The sequence below is a fragment of the Flavobacterium sp. GW821-FHT11G01 genome (assembly GCF_058808175.1).
This window is the reverse complement of record NZ_JBXARK010000009.1, coordinates 248255-268817: the sequence shown is the minus strand read 5'-3', so window position 1 is coordinate 268817 and position 20563 is coordinate 248255. Positions and strand designations below refer to the sequence as shown.

Genomic DNA, 20563 nt, shown 5'->3' with positions numbered 1-20563 from the left:
ATTGCGGTCTGGACGGGACTCGAACCCGCGACCCCATGCGTGACAGGCATGTATTCTAACCAACTGAACTACCAAACCAACTGCGTTATTGTGAGTGCAAAAATACAACAGAACTTTGATTCTGCAAGGGTTTTTAGGAATAAAAATTGAGAAATTTTTAATTGGTTAAATTCCAATCTTTTAAATTCTAAATTTCAACTTTGAAAAACAAAAAAGCCGCGATTTAACCGCAAAGAACGCAAGGCTAAAAGCGCAAAGGTTCGCAAAGCTATATATAAACTTTGCGAACCTTTGCGTAAATCTTAGCGCTCTTTGCGGTTAAACCAAAAAATCAAAAGTGTCGTAAATCAAAAAAGCCATCCACAAAAGTGGAAAGCTTTTCATTGGTCTAACTACTAAACCAGCTACGAGTTACAAAGTCGTAGCAAACAACACAACTAATCTTAGATACCGTTTTTGGGCAAAAAAGCCTTTCTTAAAAGAAAGGCTTTTCCCAATATTGCGGTCTGGACGGGACTCGAACCCGCGACCCCATGCGTGACAGGCATGTATTCTAACCAACTGAACTACCAAACCTCTGCGTTATTGCGGTTGCAAAGATAGTACAGAATTTCATTTCTGCAAGTGTTTTGCTAAAAAAAATTAAATATATTTTTAAATCCTTAGCCAAAGTTTTGTTTTTCAACTAAATATGTAGTCAGGATTTTTTCAAAATTATCGCCAACATTCACCGGAACATACTTAATTTGGTTCTTTGCACAGGTTAAAGCCAGGTTTTTAAAGTAAGCTTCTGCCCTTTTTTCATATTCTATTTTGACATTATCAGCAAAAATTGATACTTCTTCGCCTGATTCTACGTCGATAAACTTCCTTGGTGTATTATCAAAATCGAATTTCAACTCGGTTTCATGATCTACGACATGAAACAAAACTACTTTATGTTTGTTGTGTTTAAGATGTTGCAAGGCATTAAAAAGCTTTTCATCGTCTTCGAACTGAAACATATCCGTAAACAGAATAATCATAGAACGACGGTGCATTTTCTCTGCAATCTGATGCAGATATGTAATGGTATCCGTGCTTTTTTTGACTTTTGGCTGTTCTAATAATTGCTCCAGTTTATTAAGCAACATTCTATGATGACGATCACTCCCTTTTTCGGGAGCGTAATATTCGTAGTTATCTGAGAAAACGCTTAACCCAACGGCATCACGCTGTTTCTTTAAAATGTTCATCAAAACTGCCGAAGCCAAAACCGCAAAACCAATCTTCTTTTCATAAAAAGGCTGATTCGATTTCAGTTCCGGATAATGCATCGACGACGAATTATCTACAATAAGATGACAACGTAAATTGGTTTCTTCCTCAAAACGTTTAGTGTACAAACGATCCGTTTTGGCAAATAATTTCCAATCAATATGTTTGGTGCTTTCTCCGGCGTTATAAACTTTATGTTCAGCAAATTCAGCTGAAAATCCATGAAACGGACTCTTGTGCATTCCGGATATAAAACCTTCTACAACCTGATTCGCCAGCATTTCGAGATGCTGAAAACTGGAGACTTTCTCTATTTCCGATTCAATTTTCATTCGGTTTCTTTTTTAATATTTTGGGCGCGGTACAAACCGTCTGTCGCCTGCAATAATTTTCGTTTTAATATCGGACTAAAATTAGGGTTTTCTTTTAAGAAACGCTGTACTTCATCAAAAGCATATTTCGAAGAATATTTCCCAACCGTATTATTCAGCCAATCTTTCGGAAAGAAAATATCTCCGGTTCGCTGAATTTCATCAACTAAATCTAATGAAAATCGGATATATTTTTGCGCACTTTCTTGACGCAAAGGATGATGGAAATTCGCCAAACCAACAGAAACCCATGATTCTTTTTCTCTGTTTTTATCGTCTTTTAGCGATTCCATAAAAGCATTTCGAACCGATCCGTCTTTTGATAATGACGGCAATAAAAACTCAAATCGCTTTTGTTTGTCTGGATTTGTAATAGTTGTTCTGGTTTTCTCCAGAATTTCAGCTGCTTTTTCATGTTTAAAAATGGCCAGATTCATCGCAATATTCGTGTAATCGTCTTCGTTTAATTTCAAATTCGAAATCATCGTTTCTTTATTCCAAATCTGATATAATTTGGCTTTCGCCGAATCAGAATAAGCAATTGAGCTGAATAAATTAAATAACGTTTTTTTGATATTGCTTGTCAAATTCGTTTGCAATCTTTCGTATAAAATAGCCTCAAGTTGTTGCTTAACTTTATGCTGTTGCTTTTCTGTCAGGAATTTCCAAAAAACCGAATTCAGATTATTAGAAGCAATTCTTAAAACCAATTCATTTTCTTCTGTTTGAATTCCTTTCAAGAAACAATCAAAAGCTTTTTCTGGCGAAACATTTCCAACCAACATATTTTCATAAAGATTACTATAAGAAGAAGCTCTCGCAACCTCATCTTTCAATGTTGAAATAGCATTTAAATGATTCCCGTCAAGCGGAAAAACACCGTATCCAAAACCATTATAATTATAAACGACAAGCATCGGTTTTTCAAGTCCGACTGCTTCTTTCAAAAGAAGGTTTTTATCTTTTATATTGACGTTTAAAACCTTCACATTATCTACATAAACTAACCCAATCTGAAAAACCTGAGGCCAGATATTGTTAGATTTATCTTCTGCTTTTTGAATAATTTCAAAGCTTTTGATTCGATTTTTAGAATCATATTCGATTTTGTCTGAGAAAATCGCTCTTCCGGATTTATTTACCCAAACTTCACTCCATTTTTTCATATCGAGCGGTGTTTCGGCATCCAGAATTTCAACTAAATTATTCCAGTCAGCATTACTGTTCGCGTATTTTTGAATGTATTTCTCGATTCCTTTTTGAAAAGCTTCCTTTCCCATCGAAGCTTCCAACTGGCGCATCATAATGGGCGCTTTGTTATAAATTATAGCGCCGTAAAGAGAACCGGCATCTTTCAAATTGGCTAAATGCTGCTTAATCGGATGTGTACCCAATGAACGGTCTTCCGCGTAAGCGTTACTATAATGTGCGCTAAAAAACTGTAAATTATGATTCACTTTCGGGAAAATCGGATTCATGATTTTGTCTGCCATAAAATTCGCAAAGACTTCTTTCATCCAGACATCATCAAACCATTTCATTGTTACCAAATCGCCAAACCACATGTGCGAAGTCTCGTGCGCAATCAGTTTCGCACGGTCTAATTTCTCGCTGTCGGTTGCGCTGTTGTCCAAAAACAAAGTCGATTCTCGGTATTGAATGGCGCCAATATGTTCCATTCCGCCATATTGAAAAACCGGAATTGAAGCAAAATCCAATTTCTGAAAAGGAAACTTTTGTTTGGTATATTTTTCTAAGAATTCTAATGATTGTTCATGCAATTTGAAAATCGTATCGGTGCTAACCTGAATCTTCTCCGGATTATTTTCGCGATACAACATGGTCATTTCTAAATTGCCCGGTTTTTGTGTGACGCTTTTGAATTTACCAGCAACAAATGAAAATAGATACGTGCTCATTTTGTCGGATTCTCCAAAAGTATAAGTTGTAAAATCCCCTTTTTCGACTTTCTCTTTGACATCGGCGCCAGCCAAAACCGTCCAATCTTTTGGCACCGTCAAACTCAGTTTATAAGTCGCCTTAATGTCCGGCTGATCGAAACACGGAAATAGAGTACTCGCGCGATCCGGAACCAATAAAGTATATAAGAAATCGTCGTTGCGGTTTAAAGATAAATTACCTGCAATAAAAGAAATGGTAATTGTATTTTTTCCTGAAATCAAACTTTCAGCCGGAATAACAACATGTCCTTTTTCGTGCAAAATGGCTATATTTTTCCCGTTTGCTGAAACTGATTTTATATTCTCCGATTTCTCCTTAAAGTCCAAATACAAAGGCTGACTCAAATCTGAAACGATCAATTCTAAATTTAAACTGGAAATAATATCCTGCTCTCTCTGATTCGGAATTTCAAAAGACAATCCATAAGAAACATTGGAGATTTGCTGTTTGCGAAAAACGGCCATTTGCTCTGAAACACCATTTTCTAAAACAAGATTTCCTTTTTGTTTCGACTGAGAAAAACCAATTGTAATAAAAGTAAAAAGACAAAGAAAGCTGTAGCGGATTTTCATTTTTAAGAATATAAGATTCGTTAAAAATAAAAAAAAAGGATTGGTTCTGGAAGATATTCCGTCTGTTGTTTAAAAAAACCGCCACGAATTCACGAATTATTTTTTAAAACAATTGTATAAAATAAAATTCGTGAATTCGTGGCGGAAAATCTTGGCCCTCTTTAATCTATCGCAATAAAAAAGGCCTGACTTACGTCAAACCTTCAAAACTACTAATTCAAACTATATAAAAAACAAATTACTCCGTTTGTTGAAATTTAAAAGTCATATCACCTGCGTAATAGGTATTACGCGCATTGGTTGGAAAAATAGTTTCTGCCGCCGTGCTTGAGATATAAGCATAACCCGTAATTGTAATGTTTCCGGCTACTATAGGGTAAGTCACTGCAGATCCGTCGGTTTTTGTTCTGTTAATCCAGTCGTCGCTGTTTACGGTAAAAAAGTATTCCTTATCTTTCGTTAAAGCAATAGGAGCAATAGTTTTTTCTACAGTAACATTCGCTGTCGGAACGTTAATAGTCTCCGATTTTATAACGGTCTTCGTTGCCACATCCCAAATAGTAATTCTTAATGCATTATTTACATCCGGAATTTTTACAATCAAAGATTTTATTTTTCCGGTTACGGTTGGCTTAAAGCTGAAACCATATTCATAAATTCCTGAGTTTTTTACATCGACAGCTTTTTGGCTAAATCCTGATCCCGCCATATAAGCGTCTAACGGATTTTCTTCATTATACTTAACGGTGTCTTTGTCGTCGTCGCTGCTGCACGAAACAGTAAATAAGGCAACTGCTAAAAGGGTAAAAAGGATTTTTAAAAATTTCATAATAATATAATTTTAGTGTTCTTATCTGGTTTATTGATTACGTTATTTAAAAAAATTAAGGTTGAATATTGAAATGCGCACAAACTTCTTCGTAACTCATTTTGGCATAATCCGGTTTTATTGTTTTTGCTGTCGCTGCAGCAACACCACCCGGAATCAAAATATAGCGCCATGATAGTGAGGTTGGAATATTAACAGTTCCTCCTGCGTCATGTCTAAAGCGGAATAATTTGATTTTTTTAGAAGAAGAAATAGCGGTTATCGTATTAACAAATCCACCTGCTGTTGAGGTATAAGGCAATGAAAAAGTTCCTGATCCAAAAGACACATAAACCAATATGGTCCCTTTGGCAAGAATGTCTTCTGATAGTTGCGGCGCATTAATTGTTGTAGACATTCCGGAAGTTCCGTCTACCGTTTCTGCTGCGGCTGCAGGAGCATTTATCCATGCACTATATATAACATTTGCCGTTCCTGGTGTTCCTGGCTGTCCGTCAACTCCGTTAGTTCCGTTAGTTCCGTCAACTCCATCATCACTACTGCAAGAAGCAGCGAAAATTGCGATAGAAAATAGAGTTAAAATGGTTTTTAAAATTTTCATAATAATTTAGTTTTAAAATTCGTTAAATGATTCTTTTTTAATTCAATAACATTATTTTTGTAAAACTCAAAAGGATTATAAATTGGATTTTATTTTTCACTGATGAAATATTACAAGGCAAATTTGCAGGATTAAAATCGGCCTAAAAACTACTAATAGACAGACGACATTTAAAATAGACAGACGACGCAAAAACTAAATAAATGACCAAAAAATACTCTTGTATTATCGTTGACGACGACGAAATTGACAGGCTGACAGTATTGTCGTTTGCCAAAAAATTTCCTGTTCTGGATATTTTGGGCGTTTTTGAATCGGCTGAAGAGGCACTTCCTTTTATTGACACCACAGACATTGATATCTTGTTTCTCGATATTGATATGCCGGGTTTAAGCGGAATTGAGTTCCGTAAAAAAGCGTTAGAAGTCCCGGTTTGTATTTTTATAACCGCGCATTCGGAACATGCTGTAGAAAGTTTTGAAATCGAAACACTCGATTTTATCGTAAAACCATTAAAACTCGATCGCTTTTCGCAAACCGTAAGCAGGATTGAAGAATTTATGGAAGTTAAACTCAAAGCTTCTCTTTTTGAAGCCAGTATTGGCGGTGATACTATTTATATTAAAGAAGGCCACGAACAGACAAAAGTAAAACTGCACGAAATTTTATATCTCGAAGCCTTAAAAGATTACACTTTGATTATCACCAATAAAAAAAGGCATTGCGTTTTATCAAGTATTGGAAATCTTTTGAAAGAAGATCATTTTCAATCGTTTATTAGAATTCACAGAAGCTATGCAGTCCAAAAACAGTTTATTCAGAAAATGAATTCGACCGAAATTATTTTAAACAATAATGTTTCAATTCCAGTGGGAAGAAGCTATAAAGAAAACCTAAACCTGATCTAGATGAAGAAAATCAGTTTTTGGTTGCTGTTTTTAATCACCGTTTCTGTTTTTGCACAGCAAGAACCTAATTTAACGCGATATAAAACGACAGCAGAAAAACTAAAAGCATGGTTAAAATACACCAATCAGATTTTAGATGCTGAAAACTATCCCAAACTGATAACTGTTGCACAAAAAGGAATTGAACTTTCTAAAAATCATCTCGCCTATAAATCAAGATTTTACTTCTTAAAAGGAAATGCCTACGAATTCAATAACAATCAGAATAAAGAGGCGATGATCAATTATGAAATCGCATTACAATATGCGAAAAAAGCCAGACACCTTAAAAATGAAACTTCTGCTTTAATGCGTCTTAGTTATACGTATTATGCCCTTAACGAAACTTCAAAAAGAAAAGAACTCATAAAGTATATCGGGCAAGTTCTGGACACTACAAAAAGTACATACACAAAATCTGTTCTATACGGCAGTCTGGGTGAATATTATTTAGATAATGCTCAATATGAAATATTTATCAGTTATCAGTTAAAAGCCATTAATTATAAAAAACTGCTTAAAAAAAGTGTTCCCAACGATGAAACTATTGGCGTATCGTATAGTCAGATTGCTGCGGCATATACTAAAATGAAACAGTACAATAAAGCCATTGAGTATTTAAATTATGCGCAGCCTTTTATTAAAACCTCTCCATACATCAGTGCTTTTTCATGCAATTATTATTTACAGTGTTTTGTTCCTTTGAAAAACCTTGACAGCATTCAAAAATATTACAATTTAACCTATACTTTTCCCTCTAAAAAAGATTCTTTATTTCTTAATCTGAGTTTTGCTAACCGAAGCGTATCTGAATATTATGCAAACGAAGGTCAAACAAATACTGCCTTTAATTATGCTAAAAAAGCTATTGTACTGGCTCAGAAATCCAATGATGAAGATATTCTGATGGAAGCAAATGCCATTATGGGAAGGGTTCTATATGAAAAAGGTGAATACCAAAATGCTATCGAAATTCTAAAAAAAGCTTCTCAAAATGCGCTCACATACGACAAGGAATCTTTTATAAACATTAATAAAAAACTATCTCAAAGTTATGCTGCGCTTGGACTTTGGAAAGAAGCTTTTCATTATAATGAAATTTACACCACGTTTAATGATGAAATGCTGCAGGAATCAGCAAAACAAAATATTGCCAATGCTGAAGCCCGTTATCAAAACAAAACAAAAGGACAGGAAATAAAAAACCTTTCTTCGCAAAATACGATCAAAAACATTCAGATTGCCGAAGCCAAAAAACAACGGTTGTATTTAATTTCCGGATTAGCACTCGTTGCCGTTATAGGATTATTGCTGTTCAAACAAAATCATGACCGAAAAAAAACCAATCAGAAACTACAAGTTTTAAATCAGGAACTGGATGAAGCCAATAAAATAAAAGCCCGTTTCTTTGCGATTTTAAATCACGATTTGCGAAGTCCGGTTTCGAATTTGATTCACTTTTTACATCTTCAAAAAGAAAATCCGGAATTAATTGACGAAGCAATGGCTTTAAGAATGCAGACGAAAGTTATTTCCGGAGCCGAGAATTTATTATCGTCTATGGAAGATATTTTATTGTGGAGCAAAGGTCAGATGGAAAACTTTAAGCCTCAGTTTCATCCCTTTCCGATTGCTGCTTTATTTGAGGAAACACAAAAACATTTTGCTAGCGTTGAAAATATCAAAATTTCATTTAAAGATTCTGAAAACATCATTATAAATACCGATGAAAATTACCTTAAAACCATCATCCGAAACCTAACCGGAAACGCCATTAAAGCACTCGACAAAACCGCAAACGGGAAAATAATCTGGAAAGCCTGGCAAAAAGACAATCAAACCTATCTCTCCATAACCGACAACGGTCCGGGCGGAACACAGGAAAAATTCAAAGCCTTATATGATGATTCAGAAGTTATAGGAATCAAATCAGGTTTAGGGCTGCATTTAATTCGGGATTTAGCAACGGCAATTAATTGCAAAATCGAAGTAATTTCAAAACCGGAAAGCGGAACAACATTTACGATCATTTTTAAACACATAGAGACATAGGTCTTTCTTTGTGTGTAAAGGCGTTTCACTTGTTTTAACAAACATAGCCTTTGTAAAAATCTGGCTTTATCCCTCAAAATTTACTATTTTATTTAACACATAGAAACATAGGTTTTTCTTTGTGTATAGAGGCGTTTCACTTATTTAAACAAACATTAGGCAGGTATCATTAAATTCATGAGAATAATTAAACTAATAGGCTTACGTAATACTATGTTTGTTTAAATTAATGAAATGCCTTTTTTTAAGCCGCTAATATCTATGTCTCTATGTGTTTAAAAAACCTTCCCCAAAAGTTTATTCCAATAAAAAAGGCTTGACTTTCGCCAAACCTTTTTTATATAAATCATAATCTTACGATTACAACAAAGCGTCTAAACTATCTGCATAGGTTTGTTTCGGAGCAACTCCTACTTGTTTTCCTACTACTTCACCGTTATGAAAAACCAAAACGGTTGGTATGTTACGCACACCATATTTTGCAGCGAATTCCTGGTTTGCATCTACATCTACTTTACCAACAACAACTTTACCTGCGTATTCGTCGCTTAATTGGTCGATGATTGGTCCAACCATTCTACAAGGACCGCACCATGCTGCCCAAAAATCTACCATTACTGGTTTATCTGATTTTAAAACTACTTCGTCAAAAGTAGCATCTGTTATTGCTAATGCCATAATATCTTAGGTTTAAATTATGTCTGAATTATTAATCTTCAAACTAGAGTACAAATTTAAAAATTAAATACGAATGAAACACCATTCCCAAATTAGTTTTGATTATAAATGCATTGTCAATAGTTATATAATTAACATGTTGGTTATTCATAACGTTTTATCTTCTAATAAATTGAAAACCAAATTCTTAAAATTACTTAATTTTTTGTATTATCTTTAATGATTAAGAAAATTCGTCCAGATGAAAGAAACTTTACATAAAATGCAACTCTTTTTGCAATCGGTTCGTTTTAAAAAATACGCTAAACGTTTTGGTTTTTTCGTTTTAGGACTTATCGCATTAGTGTTGCTTGCTGGTGGCGGATTGTCCATTTATTTCAATCGGAACAAAACCGAGATAATGGCCAAAATCAATACTAAAATCAACGATAATATAAATGGCGATTTTCATATTGGCGATTTTCAATATAAATTTTTAACCGGATTGCCGAATTTCACTCTGGCCTTAAAAGACGTTGAGCTTAAAGACAAACAATGGAAAACTCACAAACATACTTTACTAAAAGCCAAAGAAATAGAAGTGCGCTTAAACGTTTGGAGCTTATTGCAGAAAGAAATCAACATTCATAAAATCCTGATCAACGACGCCCAAATTTATCTTTATAAAGCCGAAAATGGGTATTCGAACTCAGATATTTTTAAACCAAAGAAGAAAAAAACACCCGAAAATAAAACGGATACTGAAACCACAATTGACCAGGTCGACCTCAGCAAAGTCCATTTTACTTTAGACAATCGAATTGGACATAAATTATTTGATTTTGATGTAGCCAGTTTACAATCGAAAGTAGATTATGATGGCGACGACTGGCATACAGACGTATTTCTGGATACACAAATTAACAGTTTGGCCTTTAATACTGTTCACGGCAGTTTTGCCAAACAAAAACAACTTAAAGGAACTTTTGATGTTTCTTATTCTGCTGAAAAAGAAAAAATAGACGTAAAAACCAAAGGCCTGAAAATTGGATCTGATGCATTTGATATTGTGGCTTTTTTTAATTTAGCCAAAGGAAGCGCGTTGTTCGGCATCAATATCGGCACTACGATTTTATGGCAAAACGCTTCGAATTTATTGTCGGCAAACATAAGTTCAAAACTGAACCACTTTAATTTAAAAAAAGAAATCGATGTGAACTGCGACATCAAAGGCAATTTTAATGCCGAAGGTGATCCGCGAATTGTCGTTCAGGCCGAAGTTCACAATAACGAATTGAGTATTCCGGACGGATTATTGACCGATTGTAATTTCAAAGGTATTTTTACCAATAATTTCAAACCAATGGAAGGTTTTAGCGACGCGAATTCAGCTGTAATCTTAACGCGTTTTTCTGCAAAATACAGAAATGTTCCGCTTAAAATTGCACAATTATCGATCAACAATCTCGAAAAACCACTGGCAACCGGAGTTGTAAATTCTGATTTTGACCTTCCTGTTTTTAACGAAGAAAACACCGAAAAATGGATTCATTTTACCGAAGGTCACGCCACGCTCAATCTTAAATTTCAGTTTGATATTGTCAATTTATACATCACCAAACCGCGTTTTATTGGCAATGTAGACGTTAAAAATGTTTCCTTTCATTTTATTCCAAAAAACATTCATGCCGAAAAAATCAACGTGCAACTTGAGTTTACACAAGAAGCTTTGATCATTAATAAAATTGCCTATAAACATAAAAACAACACCATTTTTATAGACGGAAAAATCAATAATTTCCTCAATCTCTATTACGATGCTCCAGAAAAAATGGTCGTAAACTGGAATATCTATTGCCCAAGTATCGATGTCAAACAGTTTCTGGGCGTTCTGGCTACTTCACAAAAAAAGAAAGTAACGTCAAAAAAACCATCTATGTCGCATCAGTTGCGAACTGCCATCGAAAAATGCATTGTTGACATTAACCTCAAAGCCGATAAAATCACATACAATAAATTGACCGCAACCAATACCAAAGCGCAAATTCAGATGATCGATTCCAGATTGGTGATTAAAAACGGTTCGCTGCAAACTTGTGGCGGAAGCATTAATTTTAGTACAACACTTTCTCCAACTGGCAAAAATTATAGTTTCGCCTCAAACGCACAGGTCAATCAGGTGGATATTACCAGTTTTCTAAAGTCCTTTAGCAACTTCGGAATCAAATCTTTTTCTCCAAATAATATCCACGGAAAACTTACCAGCAATACCAATGTAACCGGTTTAATCAATGGCAATGGCGAATTAATTCCGAATTCGATGCACGGAAATCTGACTTTCAATGTCGGTCAAGGCGCTTTAGTAAACTTTGAGCCTATTATGAAAGTAGGGAAATTTGCTTTTCCGCTTCGTGATGTCAAAAACATCACTTTCAGTGATTTATCTGGCGATTTCAAACTTCGCGGGGAACAGGTAGATGTCAACAAACTAACCATAAGTTCCAGCGTTCTCAACTTCGATGCCGAAGGTGTTTATTCCTTTGGCCGCGGCACTAATTTAGCCCTCACCATCCCACTCCGAAACTCAAAAGACGATGCCAAACTCGCCACCAAAGCCGAACGCGACGCCGTTCGCGACCGCGGCATTGTTCTGCATTTAATTGCGGTTGATGATGGCGGGAAAATGAAAATTAAGTGGGGGAAGAAGGATAAGGGGAAGAAAAATAAGTGATTTTAATAAAAATCCGTATATATACTCTATTACGGTTTGTTATTTATTAATACACTTGTCTATATAAAATTTTAAAGTTATTACGGTTTTCCATAACGAATGTATTTAGTTAATAAAGTATATTTGTTTTAAAATTAATTACTTCAGTTTTAATAGAATTTTATTTATTAATATATTTGAAAGAAAAATATTACAAATAAATATCGTTTAACTAAAATTGAAATCTTTCGTTACTAATCATTGGAAATTTGAAAACACACTTGAAGTAAACATTCAAGAATTATTTAATTATGGAGAATAAAACTAACACTTTAAAAGCAGTTGACTTTTTTTGTGGCGGCGGTGGTATGAGTTATGGAATGCTAGAGGCTGGTATAAATGTTCTAGCAGGAATTGATAATGAAGAAAATTGTAGAAAGACCTATGACGCAAATATTGGTGAAAATAAATTTATTAATGCTGATGTTTTTAATCTAAAAGAAGATGAGCTTGAAGCGAAATTAAATTTAAATAAGCATGATGATGATTTAATTTTGATTGGTTGCAGTCCTTGTCAATTTTGGAGCATTATAAATACCAATAGGGATAAATCCACAAAATCCGCAAATCTTTTAATAGAATTCGCCAGATTTGTAAAATACTTTAATCCAGGATACGTAGTAGTTGAAAATGTCCCAGGTGTTCTTAGAAAGAAAAATGAAAGTGGCTTAGAAGATTTTATAATTTGGTTAGAGAAAAACAACTACGTAGTTCACTTTGAAGTTCATAATGTCGCTGATTATGGAGTTCCTCAAAGTAGAAGAAGATTTACCCTAATAGCAAATCGTGTAACTACGGAAAAGATAAATCCAATAAAAAAAGAAGGAAAAAAAGTTACTGTGAGAGATGTTATCGGGGAATCAAATGGTTTTGCCAAAATTAATGATGGTCATAAAGACAATACAGAATTTATTCATACAGTTCCAACTGTCTCTAAACTTAATAAAAGAAGATTAGAAAAAATTAAAAAAGACGGCGGAGACAGGCTTGGTTTTGCAAATGATCCTGAATTACAGTTACCATGTTTTATAGGAAAAGACCATTGGTTTAAAGATACTTTTGGTCGTTTATGGTGGGACAGACCTTCACCAACTATAACCACAAAGTTTTTCAGTATATCAAACGGTCGTTTTGCGCATCCTGAAGAAAACAGAGCTTTATCTTTACGTGAAGGGGCAACATTACAATCATTTCCGAAACATTACAAATTTCATGGAACAAGCACTTCTGCTATTGCCCGACTAATTGGCAATGCAGTCCCTCCAAAATATGCAAAATGTATTGGAGAATCAATAATAAAAAATCATCTAGATGCAATTTAGAACCAAAGCTAGAGCAGTAGATTTATTAGGAAAAGGCCAAATAGCCGATTTGCCAACAGCTATAACCGAGCTATGGAAAAATGGTTACGACGCATATGCGGATAACTTAACTGCTGAAATTTATCTCACTGGCTATAAAGACTTAAATAATCCGTTATTTATAATGACCGATGACGGAAAAGGAATGTCTAGAAATGATATTTTTGAGAAGTGGCTGGTATTAGGAACAGACTCTAAAAGCAGAGCCACACTTGAAGAAAAAGAAAGCGAAGAAACACTATGGAAAGCTCCTCGAATAAAAGCTGGCGAAAAAGGAATTGGAAGATTATCAGTAGCTTTCCTAGGTAATCCAATGCTCATGCTAACTAAAAAACAAGGACATCCACTACAGGCCCTATTTTTCGATTGGCGACTATTGGAAAATTATAATTTATTTTTAGATGATGTTGACATCCCTGTTGAAAATATTGACTCTACAAGTCATTTTATTGAAATATTTGAAAAGCTCAAAAAATCTTTTCTAAAAAATTTCTCGAAAGAAAACGACATTAATGGAAATTTAATATGGGAAGAGGGAGATCAATTAAAACTAAAAAAAGAAATTGAATTTTCTGTAACTAAATCATTTATTCCAAAATTTCTAGAAGAAAAAATTATAAATGATATTATTAATCTTAAAAATAGTAATGGAACAAAATTTATAATTTTTGAACCAATAGACCAAATTGTTGAACTAACAAATTCTGATGAAGATAAAATAGAAGACAGGATGTTTGTTCTTTCAAGCCTCTCTGGTTTTACAAATGTTTTTAAAGACGAAAAATCTCCTATAAACACAACTATTCCAATTTTCAAAAAAGAAAATGAGGTTTATGATTTTCTTACCTCACAAGGCAACTTTTTCGAACCTAAAGATTATGAATTTGCCGATATCATTATTGATGGTATATTTGATGGAGCTGGTAATTTTAATGGCAAAATTAAAATTTACGACGAATACATAAATCATAACTATACAAATCCTCGAAAAAAAGATCCTCGGAATTATTATGGAAATGTCCCACTTAAATTGGGTTATAGTCAAGGAGATGAAGACTCTTCAAAACTTGAAAATGAAAGTTTTGCAAAAATAAAAACGAAGGTTACGAATTATGGTGGGCTTTACATTTATAGAGATAATTTTAGAGTACTACCTTATGGAAGGCCAAATGTTGATTTCTTAAGATTTGAAGAAAGAAGGTCCAAGAGAGCCAGTACTGGTTTCTTTTCTTATCGCCGAATGTTTGGATATATTGGGCTCTCAAGAAATGAGAATTTTAATTTAAAAGATAAATCAAGCCGTGAAGGGTTAATTAATAATGCTCCTTATAGAGCTTTTGAGTCCGATTTAATTGCTTTCTTTATTGATTTAGCTAATGAATATTTTGGAGATAAAGCCAAACAATCAATCTTTCTAGATAAAAAAGCCCAAATAAACGAACAATCAAAAGCATTAAAAGAAGATAAAAAAAGAGAAATTGCTGAGAAGGTCGCTTTTACAAAATCCTTAAACACATATTCAGATAGACTAGAGGAATACCAAAATGAATATAAGAATTTATTAAAACAATTAGAAGAAAAAACTAATGCTCAAAATATTCTTTATTCAGATATTGAAAATATTTTGGACAGATTACACACTTTAGATATAGAATATAAAAATCTTTTACCAAAAATACCGAAGCGATACAAGCCAACAGACATGCAATTAGATCGTTTAGATAAATTTGAAAACAAGCTTGTTTCTTTTAATGACAACATTAAAAAAGATAGTGCACAGTTAATGATTAAAGTTCAAGAAAAATTAGAAGTAAAAGAATTAAAGATAGAATTTACTAAAAATTTTCAAAAATTTAATGGAACTCTTGAGCGATTAATCTCCGATAATAGAGAAGTTTTAAAAACAAAATTTGATTCTTTATTAAGTGACTATTCGTTACGATCCAAAAGAATACTAGAAGATTTTAACATTAATAAAGAAAATATAGTCAATTCAATTGACTCAAAAGAAAGTGTAAAGTTTCAATCAGAAAATATCAGTAATAAATTTGAATTCTTAAGAGAGCAAATTATCAAAGAATTACTTCCGTTAATTGAACATCTTAATAAATTAAGTTTTGAAATTGATGAAGAATTAGTTCAAGGTGCATACAAAGCAGAATATGATAGTATAAAATATCAGTGGGAGCAAACCAGAGAAACTGCTCAACTCGGGATTGCCGTAGAAATTATCGATCACGAATTTAATCAGTTATATGCAAAAATAAATCATTCCATTGACAGATTAAGTAACGATAATTTATTTACTGATCTTGAACAATTCAAATTTTTAAAGCAGAATTTTAAACAATTAGAAGATAAGTATGCCTTACTTTCACCTCTTTACCGCATTTCAGGTGTCGTTTCAAAAGATATAGATTGTGGTTCCATTTTTAATTACTTGAAAAAGTTTTTTGCTTCGAAAATTAGCTCAAGTGATGTAACTTTTGAACTAACAACATCATTCGAAAACCATATTATCAATATCAAAGAGCCAATTATTCATACTGTTTTCATTAATATAGTTAACAATGCTTTCTATTGGGTAAGAAATTCAAATTCAAAACATATAAAATTTGATTATTTCAAAGATAGCGATGAAATTTTAATTATTAATTCAGGGCAAAAAATAGAAGAACATCGTCTAGAAAAGATTTTTCAGCTATTTTATTCGAATAGACCAAATGGAAGAGGCATTGGTTTATATCTTTCCAAACAAAGTTTGAATGAATGTTATTTTGACATTTATGCAACAAATAATAAAAATTACAATTCGTTAAATGGTGCTTGTTTTGTTATTAAGCCTTTAAATTAAATTTATGAGTTATCCTGAAATTGCATTAGACATTGTTAAAAACCACATTAAATCAGCAATCTTTATTGATGAAAAAGCTTGGCCCTTTTATACTTCACCTGAAGATAATAGCAATTATGAAGGTAATTTATCAAAATCCCTTTATAATAACTTTAAATTAAATGGAATCTCATTATCAGTTCACAAATTTGTTTCTGGTGACGAAAACAAAATGGATTTAAAAAAGTACTTGTTTGAAGGAAGAGATTTAGTTCTTCTTGATTGGAACTTAGATGGAGAAGAAGGATCTGATTACTCATTAAAAATGTTGAAAGATGTAATATCACAAAATAACATTCATTTTTGTGCTATTTATACCTCTAATCCAAGAATTGACTTTGTCTATGAAAATTTATACTGTTATTTTAGTGGGAAAAATGAGTCTTATTTTCGTGGTGTAGCAGAGCAAATTACTGCATATGAAGATTTTTTAAACCCTATATTTAGTGAATTTAATATTTTTAAAAAAGAATCAATTTCTAAATTAATACCTAAACTTAAAAAAAATGATTCTGGTGTAAATTTGATCGAAGTTCTAATGACTGCTACAGATGAGACAAATATTTTTGAAGCTCTTAAGCTATCAAAATTTGCTCTCAATACTGCATACTATAAGCCTGAAAAAGAGTTACTAAAACCAACTATAATTTCTCCCGAAACCAACTCTTTGGTGATAGATAACACATTAGTAACCATAATTCAAAAAAACAAAGAAGAAGATGCGGATGTAGATTCATCTAGCTTAATTGAGAGGTTTTCTAATCAAATATCTTCAAGTAATGAAAGTTTTACTCAATTATTGGGATTTGAAATGCAAAGTATATTTTCTCAAAATAGCTCTTTTATAGATACAAATCTTTTAAAAATAACTCGAAATGCGCTTCTAGCCCATAGAAAGAATATCATTAAAAAAGAAGATTCGGATGAACCTTTTAAACATTTAATCAAAAATCTACTTATTGAACATGCCTCAATGAGTTTAAGAACTGCAAAATTATCATTGTTAAATCAGGAATTTTTAGACAACGAATCAATAAATATAGAAGAGCCATCTGAAGATGCTTTATTTCATATGAATGTATTCTACAACTCAATTATTACAAAGAGTTTAGTTCCAGAAAATCTAAGATCTTTAAATTTTGGAGATGTTTTTGTTGATAATAAAAACAATTATTATATCTGCATTACTGCCTTATGCGACTGCTACAGACCTTCTAAAATACAAAACAATTTTTATTTTGCAAAAGGCAATCCAATAAAAACAGAACTAGCCTTAAAAATGGGAGACACTGCATTTATTAGTTTTCTGCCAAATAAAAAGGTCGTTTCTTGGATCGCACCTGAAAGTGATAAAAATGAAACTGATGCATTGGAAGAAGAAAATCTTACAGAAATAGAAAGTCTAAAAAAAGAACTTCAAAACTCAATTTTAGAAAAAGAATATTTTGAACAATTTTTATACAAACCTGTTTATATAAAACCAGTATTATATCATGTAACTAATCATAAAATAACAGATAATAATATTGAAATAACTAGAATAGAAACCAATGCACCTAAAGGAGCTGATTTTGACTATACTACTTTATCCTATATCACAACAATCAGACCAAATTACACACAAAGAATTGCCAATCATGCTTTCGGGCATCCTGTTAGAGTCGGTGTAGATTTTGCTAAAAAATAGATTATGGGTAAAAATCTTTGGACGAGAAATGAATTAATACTAGCCTTCAATTTATACTTGAAAATTCCTTTTGGTAAAATGCATAGTACAAATCCCGATATTATTCATTTAGCCAATCTAATTGGTAGAACTTCTAGTTCAATCACATTTCGTTTAGTGAACTTTGCAGGCGTTGATCCTGTATTGCAAGCAAGAGGAATTAAAGGCATGACAGGAGGAAAAAAAATAGTTCAACCTATTTGGGATGAATTTTTCCACAATCAAGAAGAATTAGTTTTTCAAAGTGAACAAATCCTAGCTGAAAAAGAAAACACAACAATAGAAAAAAAGTACCATGAATTACTTCGTGACATTTCACTTTTAAAAGGAAAAGATGTAATTCATGAAGTAAAAACCAGAGTCAATCAATCAGTTTTCAGAGAGATGGTTTTGTCAAATTATGATACAAAATGTGCAATTACAGGAATTGATATTCCAGAACTCTTGTTCGCAAGTCATATTATTCCTTGGTCTAAAAATGAGGAACATCGATTAAATCCTGAAAATGGAATTTGTTTTTCTGCACTTTATGATAAAGCCTTTGATAAAGGACTAATTGCAATAAATACAAATCATGAAATAATATTCTCAGATATAATTAAAAAGAAAGAGGAAAATGATTTTTATATCAAATATTTTACTCCAATTGAAAATCAAAAAATTATTGTAGCTCAGAAATATTTACCTAGAAAAGAATTCCTCGAATATCATCTTGATACAATTTTTAATAAGCAGATTACAATATAACAGTAAAAGCTTCCTTTGTCATACGAATTATATAAGTACTTTAAAACAAGCTGTATTTAATAAATCATAACGAATTAGTAAATTTATATTGAATTTCTAATTTAATGTTATGGACAAATTAACTCCAGAACAAAGATCCAAAAACATGCAAGCTGTTCGCAGCACAAATACCAAAGAAGAAGTTCGTTTGGCAAAAGCGTTATGGAATTTAGGATATCGATACCGTAAAAACAACAAAACAGTCTTCGGCAAACCGGACTTCACATTTAAAAAACTCAAAATTGCCATTTTTGTAGATTCAGAATTCTTTCACGGAAAAGATTGGGAAACTAGAAAAAAACCACAAACCAACCCAGAGTTTTGGATCAAAAAAATCGAACGAAATATGCAAAGAGACATCGAAGTCAATACGTATTTAGAATCTCAAAACTGGAAAATTCTTCGTTTCTGGAGTAATGATATCAAAAAGAATTTAGATTTGTGTTTATTTGAAATTCAGAATGTAATTAGCGAAAGACAACAGCTTTAGTTTCACAATTGCAACGGAGCTACTTGCGGGGATTCCTCGTTCCTCGGAATGACAAAAAAGCGCAACAAATTTTCATAATGTTTCCTTAACTCACTTGGCTTTTAACCCAAAATAAGATAGCTTTGAGAATAATCATTAAAATATAAACCATATGAAAATTCAAATCAATACCGATAAAAACATCGAAGGACACGAAAGATTAGAAGCTTATTTCTCTGGAGAATTAGAAAAAGGACTTACCCGTTTTGAAGAAAAAATTACCCGCGTTGAAGTTCATTTTGGAGATGAAAATGGTGAGAAATTCAGTTTAAACGATAAGAAGTGTGTAATCGAAGTCCGTACAGCAAAACTGCAACCCATAACCGTTACAGAACACTCAGATACACTTGAAAAAGCGTTTAGTGGCGCTTTGGCAAAAGCAAAAAAAACACTGACCACTACTTTCGAAAAGCAAAAAACTTTTTAGATAGAAGATTTCATAAAAAAAAGACGTTTCGATTTGAAACGTCTTTTTTTTATGTTTAAATAGGTTCAAAGGCTCAGAGAGACAAAGGGACAAAGGTCTGATTTCCTTTGTGCCTTTGCCCCTTTGTAGCTTTGCCCCTTTCCTTTATGATTTTGGTAAAGGCTGACCTACTGCGATATCGCAACGGTGTCCGGGTTGTCCGTGAGCCGGATTCATTCCTTCAGCAACTTTAGGCGCTTCGGTGCTTAATAAAGCCGGAACTGCATTTTGATTAGCCGCTGGTGGTGTAACCGTAAAAGTTTGAGAAGTACTTCCGCTTGGCGTTGGTGTTGCCGCAACTGGTTTTGCCACAGGAGAATTTAAAGGTGCTCCAACCGGAATATCACATCTGTGACCTGGTTGACCGTGTGATGGATTCATTCCTTTACCTACTTTTACCGGCGCCGCAACTGTTGTTGTGGTTACCATATTTTTCTGATTCGGATTTACTTGTACTGTTTGTGTTGGTTGCGCCGTTGCCGTTTGTCCTTGCGTTGGAGCCGAATTCAACGGTGCGCCAACCGCAATATCACAACGATGTCCTGGCTGTCCGTGTGCCGGATTTAATCCTTTTGTTTCACCCAATACCGTATTCGGATTGGTTTGTGGCTGTGGCGCCTCCACTACCGACTTGACTTTGGCTGTATCTTTTACCAATCCCAATTTAACTAATTCAGAAGTTGGTGTACTTTCCTGAGGTTCTAATTCCTTTTTGCAAGACACAAAAAACAATGAACTAATAACAATCGAACTGATAAAGATTTTCGGATTCATAATGTGGTAT

Annotated in this window: 15 protein-coding genes and 2 tRNA genes; 9 read left to right on the top strand and 8 right to left on the bottom strand. The window is 33.2% G+C overall.

From position 1 onward, the window contains the following. Window positions 1-4: 4 nt before the first annotated feature. From AC1RRN_RS17100 to AC1RRN_RS17075, 6 genes are all read right to left on the bottom strand, one after another. A tRNA-Asp gene (locus tag AC1RRN_RS17100) sits at window positions 5-78 on the bottom strand. A 424-nt stretch (window positions 79-502) separates the two neighbouring features. Then, a tRNA-Asp gene (locus AC1RRN_RS17095) sits at window positions 503-576 on the bottom strand. Window positions 577-662: 86 nt separating this feature from the next. Next, window positions 663-1589, bottom strand: a complete 927-nt coding sequence (locus tag AC1RRN_RS17090) for a DUF58 domain-containing protein (protein ID WP_492968453.1) — start codon at window positions 1587-1589, stop codon at window positions 663-665. Continuing rightward, a complete protein-coding gene (locus tag AC1RRN_RS17085) occupies window positions 1586-4162 on the bottom strand; it encodes a M1 family aminopeptidase (RefSeq protein WP_492968452.1) in 2577 nt (858 codons plus the stop codon). Before AC1RRN_RS17085 ends, AC1RRN_RS17090 begins: the two co-directional genes overlap by 4 nt. Before the next feature lie 238 nt (window positions 4163-4400). Continuing rightward, a complete protein-coding gene (locus AC1RRN_RS17080) occupies window positions 4401-4991 on the bottom strand; it encodes a hypothetical protein (protein ID WP_492968451.1) in 591 nt (196 codons plus the stop codon). Between the two features lie 55 nt (window positions 4992-5046). Further along, on the bottom strand, window positions 5047-5592 hold the full coding sequence (locus AC1RRN_RS17075; protein ID WP_492968450.1) for a hypothetical protein: 546 nt from the start codon (window positions 5590-5592) through the stop codon (window positions 5047-5049). A 203-nt stretch (window positions 5593-5795) separates the two neighbouring features. Between AC1RRN_RS17075 and AC1RRN_RS17070 the strand changes: the two genes are divergently transcribed. After that, window positions 5796-6500, top strand: a complete 705-nt coding sequence (locus AC1RRN_RS17070) for a LytR/AlgR family response regulator transcription factor (RefSeq protein WP_492968449.1) — start codon at window positions 5796-5798, stop codon at window positions 6498-6500. Continuing rightward, window positions 6501-8591 carry a tetratricopeptide repeat-containing sensor histidine kinase gene (locus tag AC1RRN_RS17065; protein ID WP_492968448.1) on the top strand — a complete coding sequence of 697 codons (2091 nt, stop codon included), beginning with the start codon at window positions 6501-6503 and terminating at the stop codon, window positions 8589-8591. Window positions 8592-8951: 360 nt separating this feature from the next. Here the strand turns inward: AC1RRN_RS17065 and trxA are convergent, their stop codons facing one another. Continuing rightward, window positions 8952-9269, bottom strand: coding sequence for a thioredoxin (trxA, locus tag AC1RRN_RS17060; RefSeq protein WP_012023423.1), 318 nt, complete (start codon window positions 9267-9269; stop codon window positions 8952-8954). A 241-nt stretch (window positions 9270-9510) separates the two neighbouring features. Here trxA and AC1RRN_RS17055 point away from each other — a divergent pair, with 241 nt between their 5' ends. The 7 genes from AC1RRN_RS17055 (at window position 9511) to AC1RRN_RS17025 (ending at window position 19740) form a co-directional block, all read left to right on the top strand. After that, on the top strand, window positions 9511-11979 hold the full coding sequence (locus tag AC1RRN_RS17055; RefSeq protein ID WP_492968447.1) for an AsmA family protein: 2469 nt from the start codon (window positions 9511-9513) through the stop codon (window positions 11977-11979). A 290-nt stretch (window positions 11980-12269) separates the two neighbouring features. After that, window positions 12270-13340, top strand: a complete 1071-nt coding sequence (locus AC1RRN_RS17050) for a DNA cytosine methyltransferase (protein WP_492968446.1) — start codon at window positions 12270-12272, stop codon at window positions 13338-13340. Further along, window positions 13330-16233 (top strand): ATP-binding protein, encoded by a 2904-nt coding sequence (locus AC1RRN_RS17045; RefSeq protein ID WP_492968445.1) that lies wholly within the window; start codon window positions 13330-13332, stop codon window positions 16231-16233. Before AC1RRN_RS17050 ends, AC1RRN_RS17045 begins: the two co-directional genes overlap by 11 nt. Window positions 16234-16237: 4 nt before the next feature. Beyond that, window positions 16238-17959: a response regulator receiver domain gene (locus AC1RRN_RS17040; protein ID WP_492968444.1), complete on the top strand. Its 1722-nt coding sequence runs from the start codon at window positions 16238-16240 to the stop codon at window positions 17957-17959. A 3-nt stretch (window positions 17960-17962) separates the two neighbouring features. Next, window positions 17963-18745 (top strand): HNH endonuclease, encoded by a 783-nt coding sequence (locus tag AC1RRN_RS17035; RefSeq protein ID WP_492968443.1) that lies wholly within the window; start codon window positions 17963-17965, stop codon window positions 18743-18745. A gap of 109 nt (window positions 18746-18854) precedes the next feature. Beyond that, a complete protein-coding gene (locus AC1RRN_RS17030; RefSeq protein ID WP_492968442.1) occupies window positions 18855-19274 on the top strand; it encodes a very short patch repair endonuclease in 420 nt (139 codons plus the stop codon). Between the two features lie 151 nt (window positions 19275-19425). Next, window positions 19426-19740 (top strand): HPF/RaiA family ribosome-associated protein, encoded by a 315-nt coding sequence (locus AC1RRN_RS17025; protein WP_026982687.1) that lies wholly within the window; start codon window positions 19426-19428, stop codon window positions 19738-19740. A 144-nt stretch (window positions 19741-19884) separates the two neighbouring features. On the opposite strand, the gene AC1RRN_RS17020 is transcribed toward AC1RRN_RS17025, so the two are convergent. Beyond that, the gene (locus AC1RRN_RS17020; protein WP_492968441.1) at window positions 19885-20553 is read right to left on the bottom strand and encodes a hypothetical protein; all 669 of its coding nucleotides are present in this window, start codon (window positions 20551-20553) and stop codon (window positions 19885-19887) included. Window positions 20554-20563: the final 10 nt, after the last annotated feature.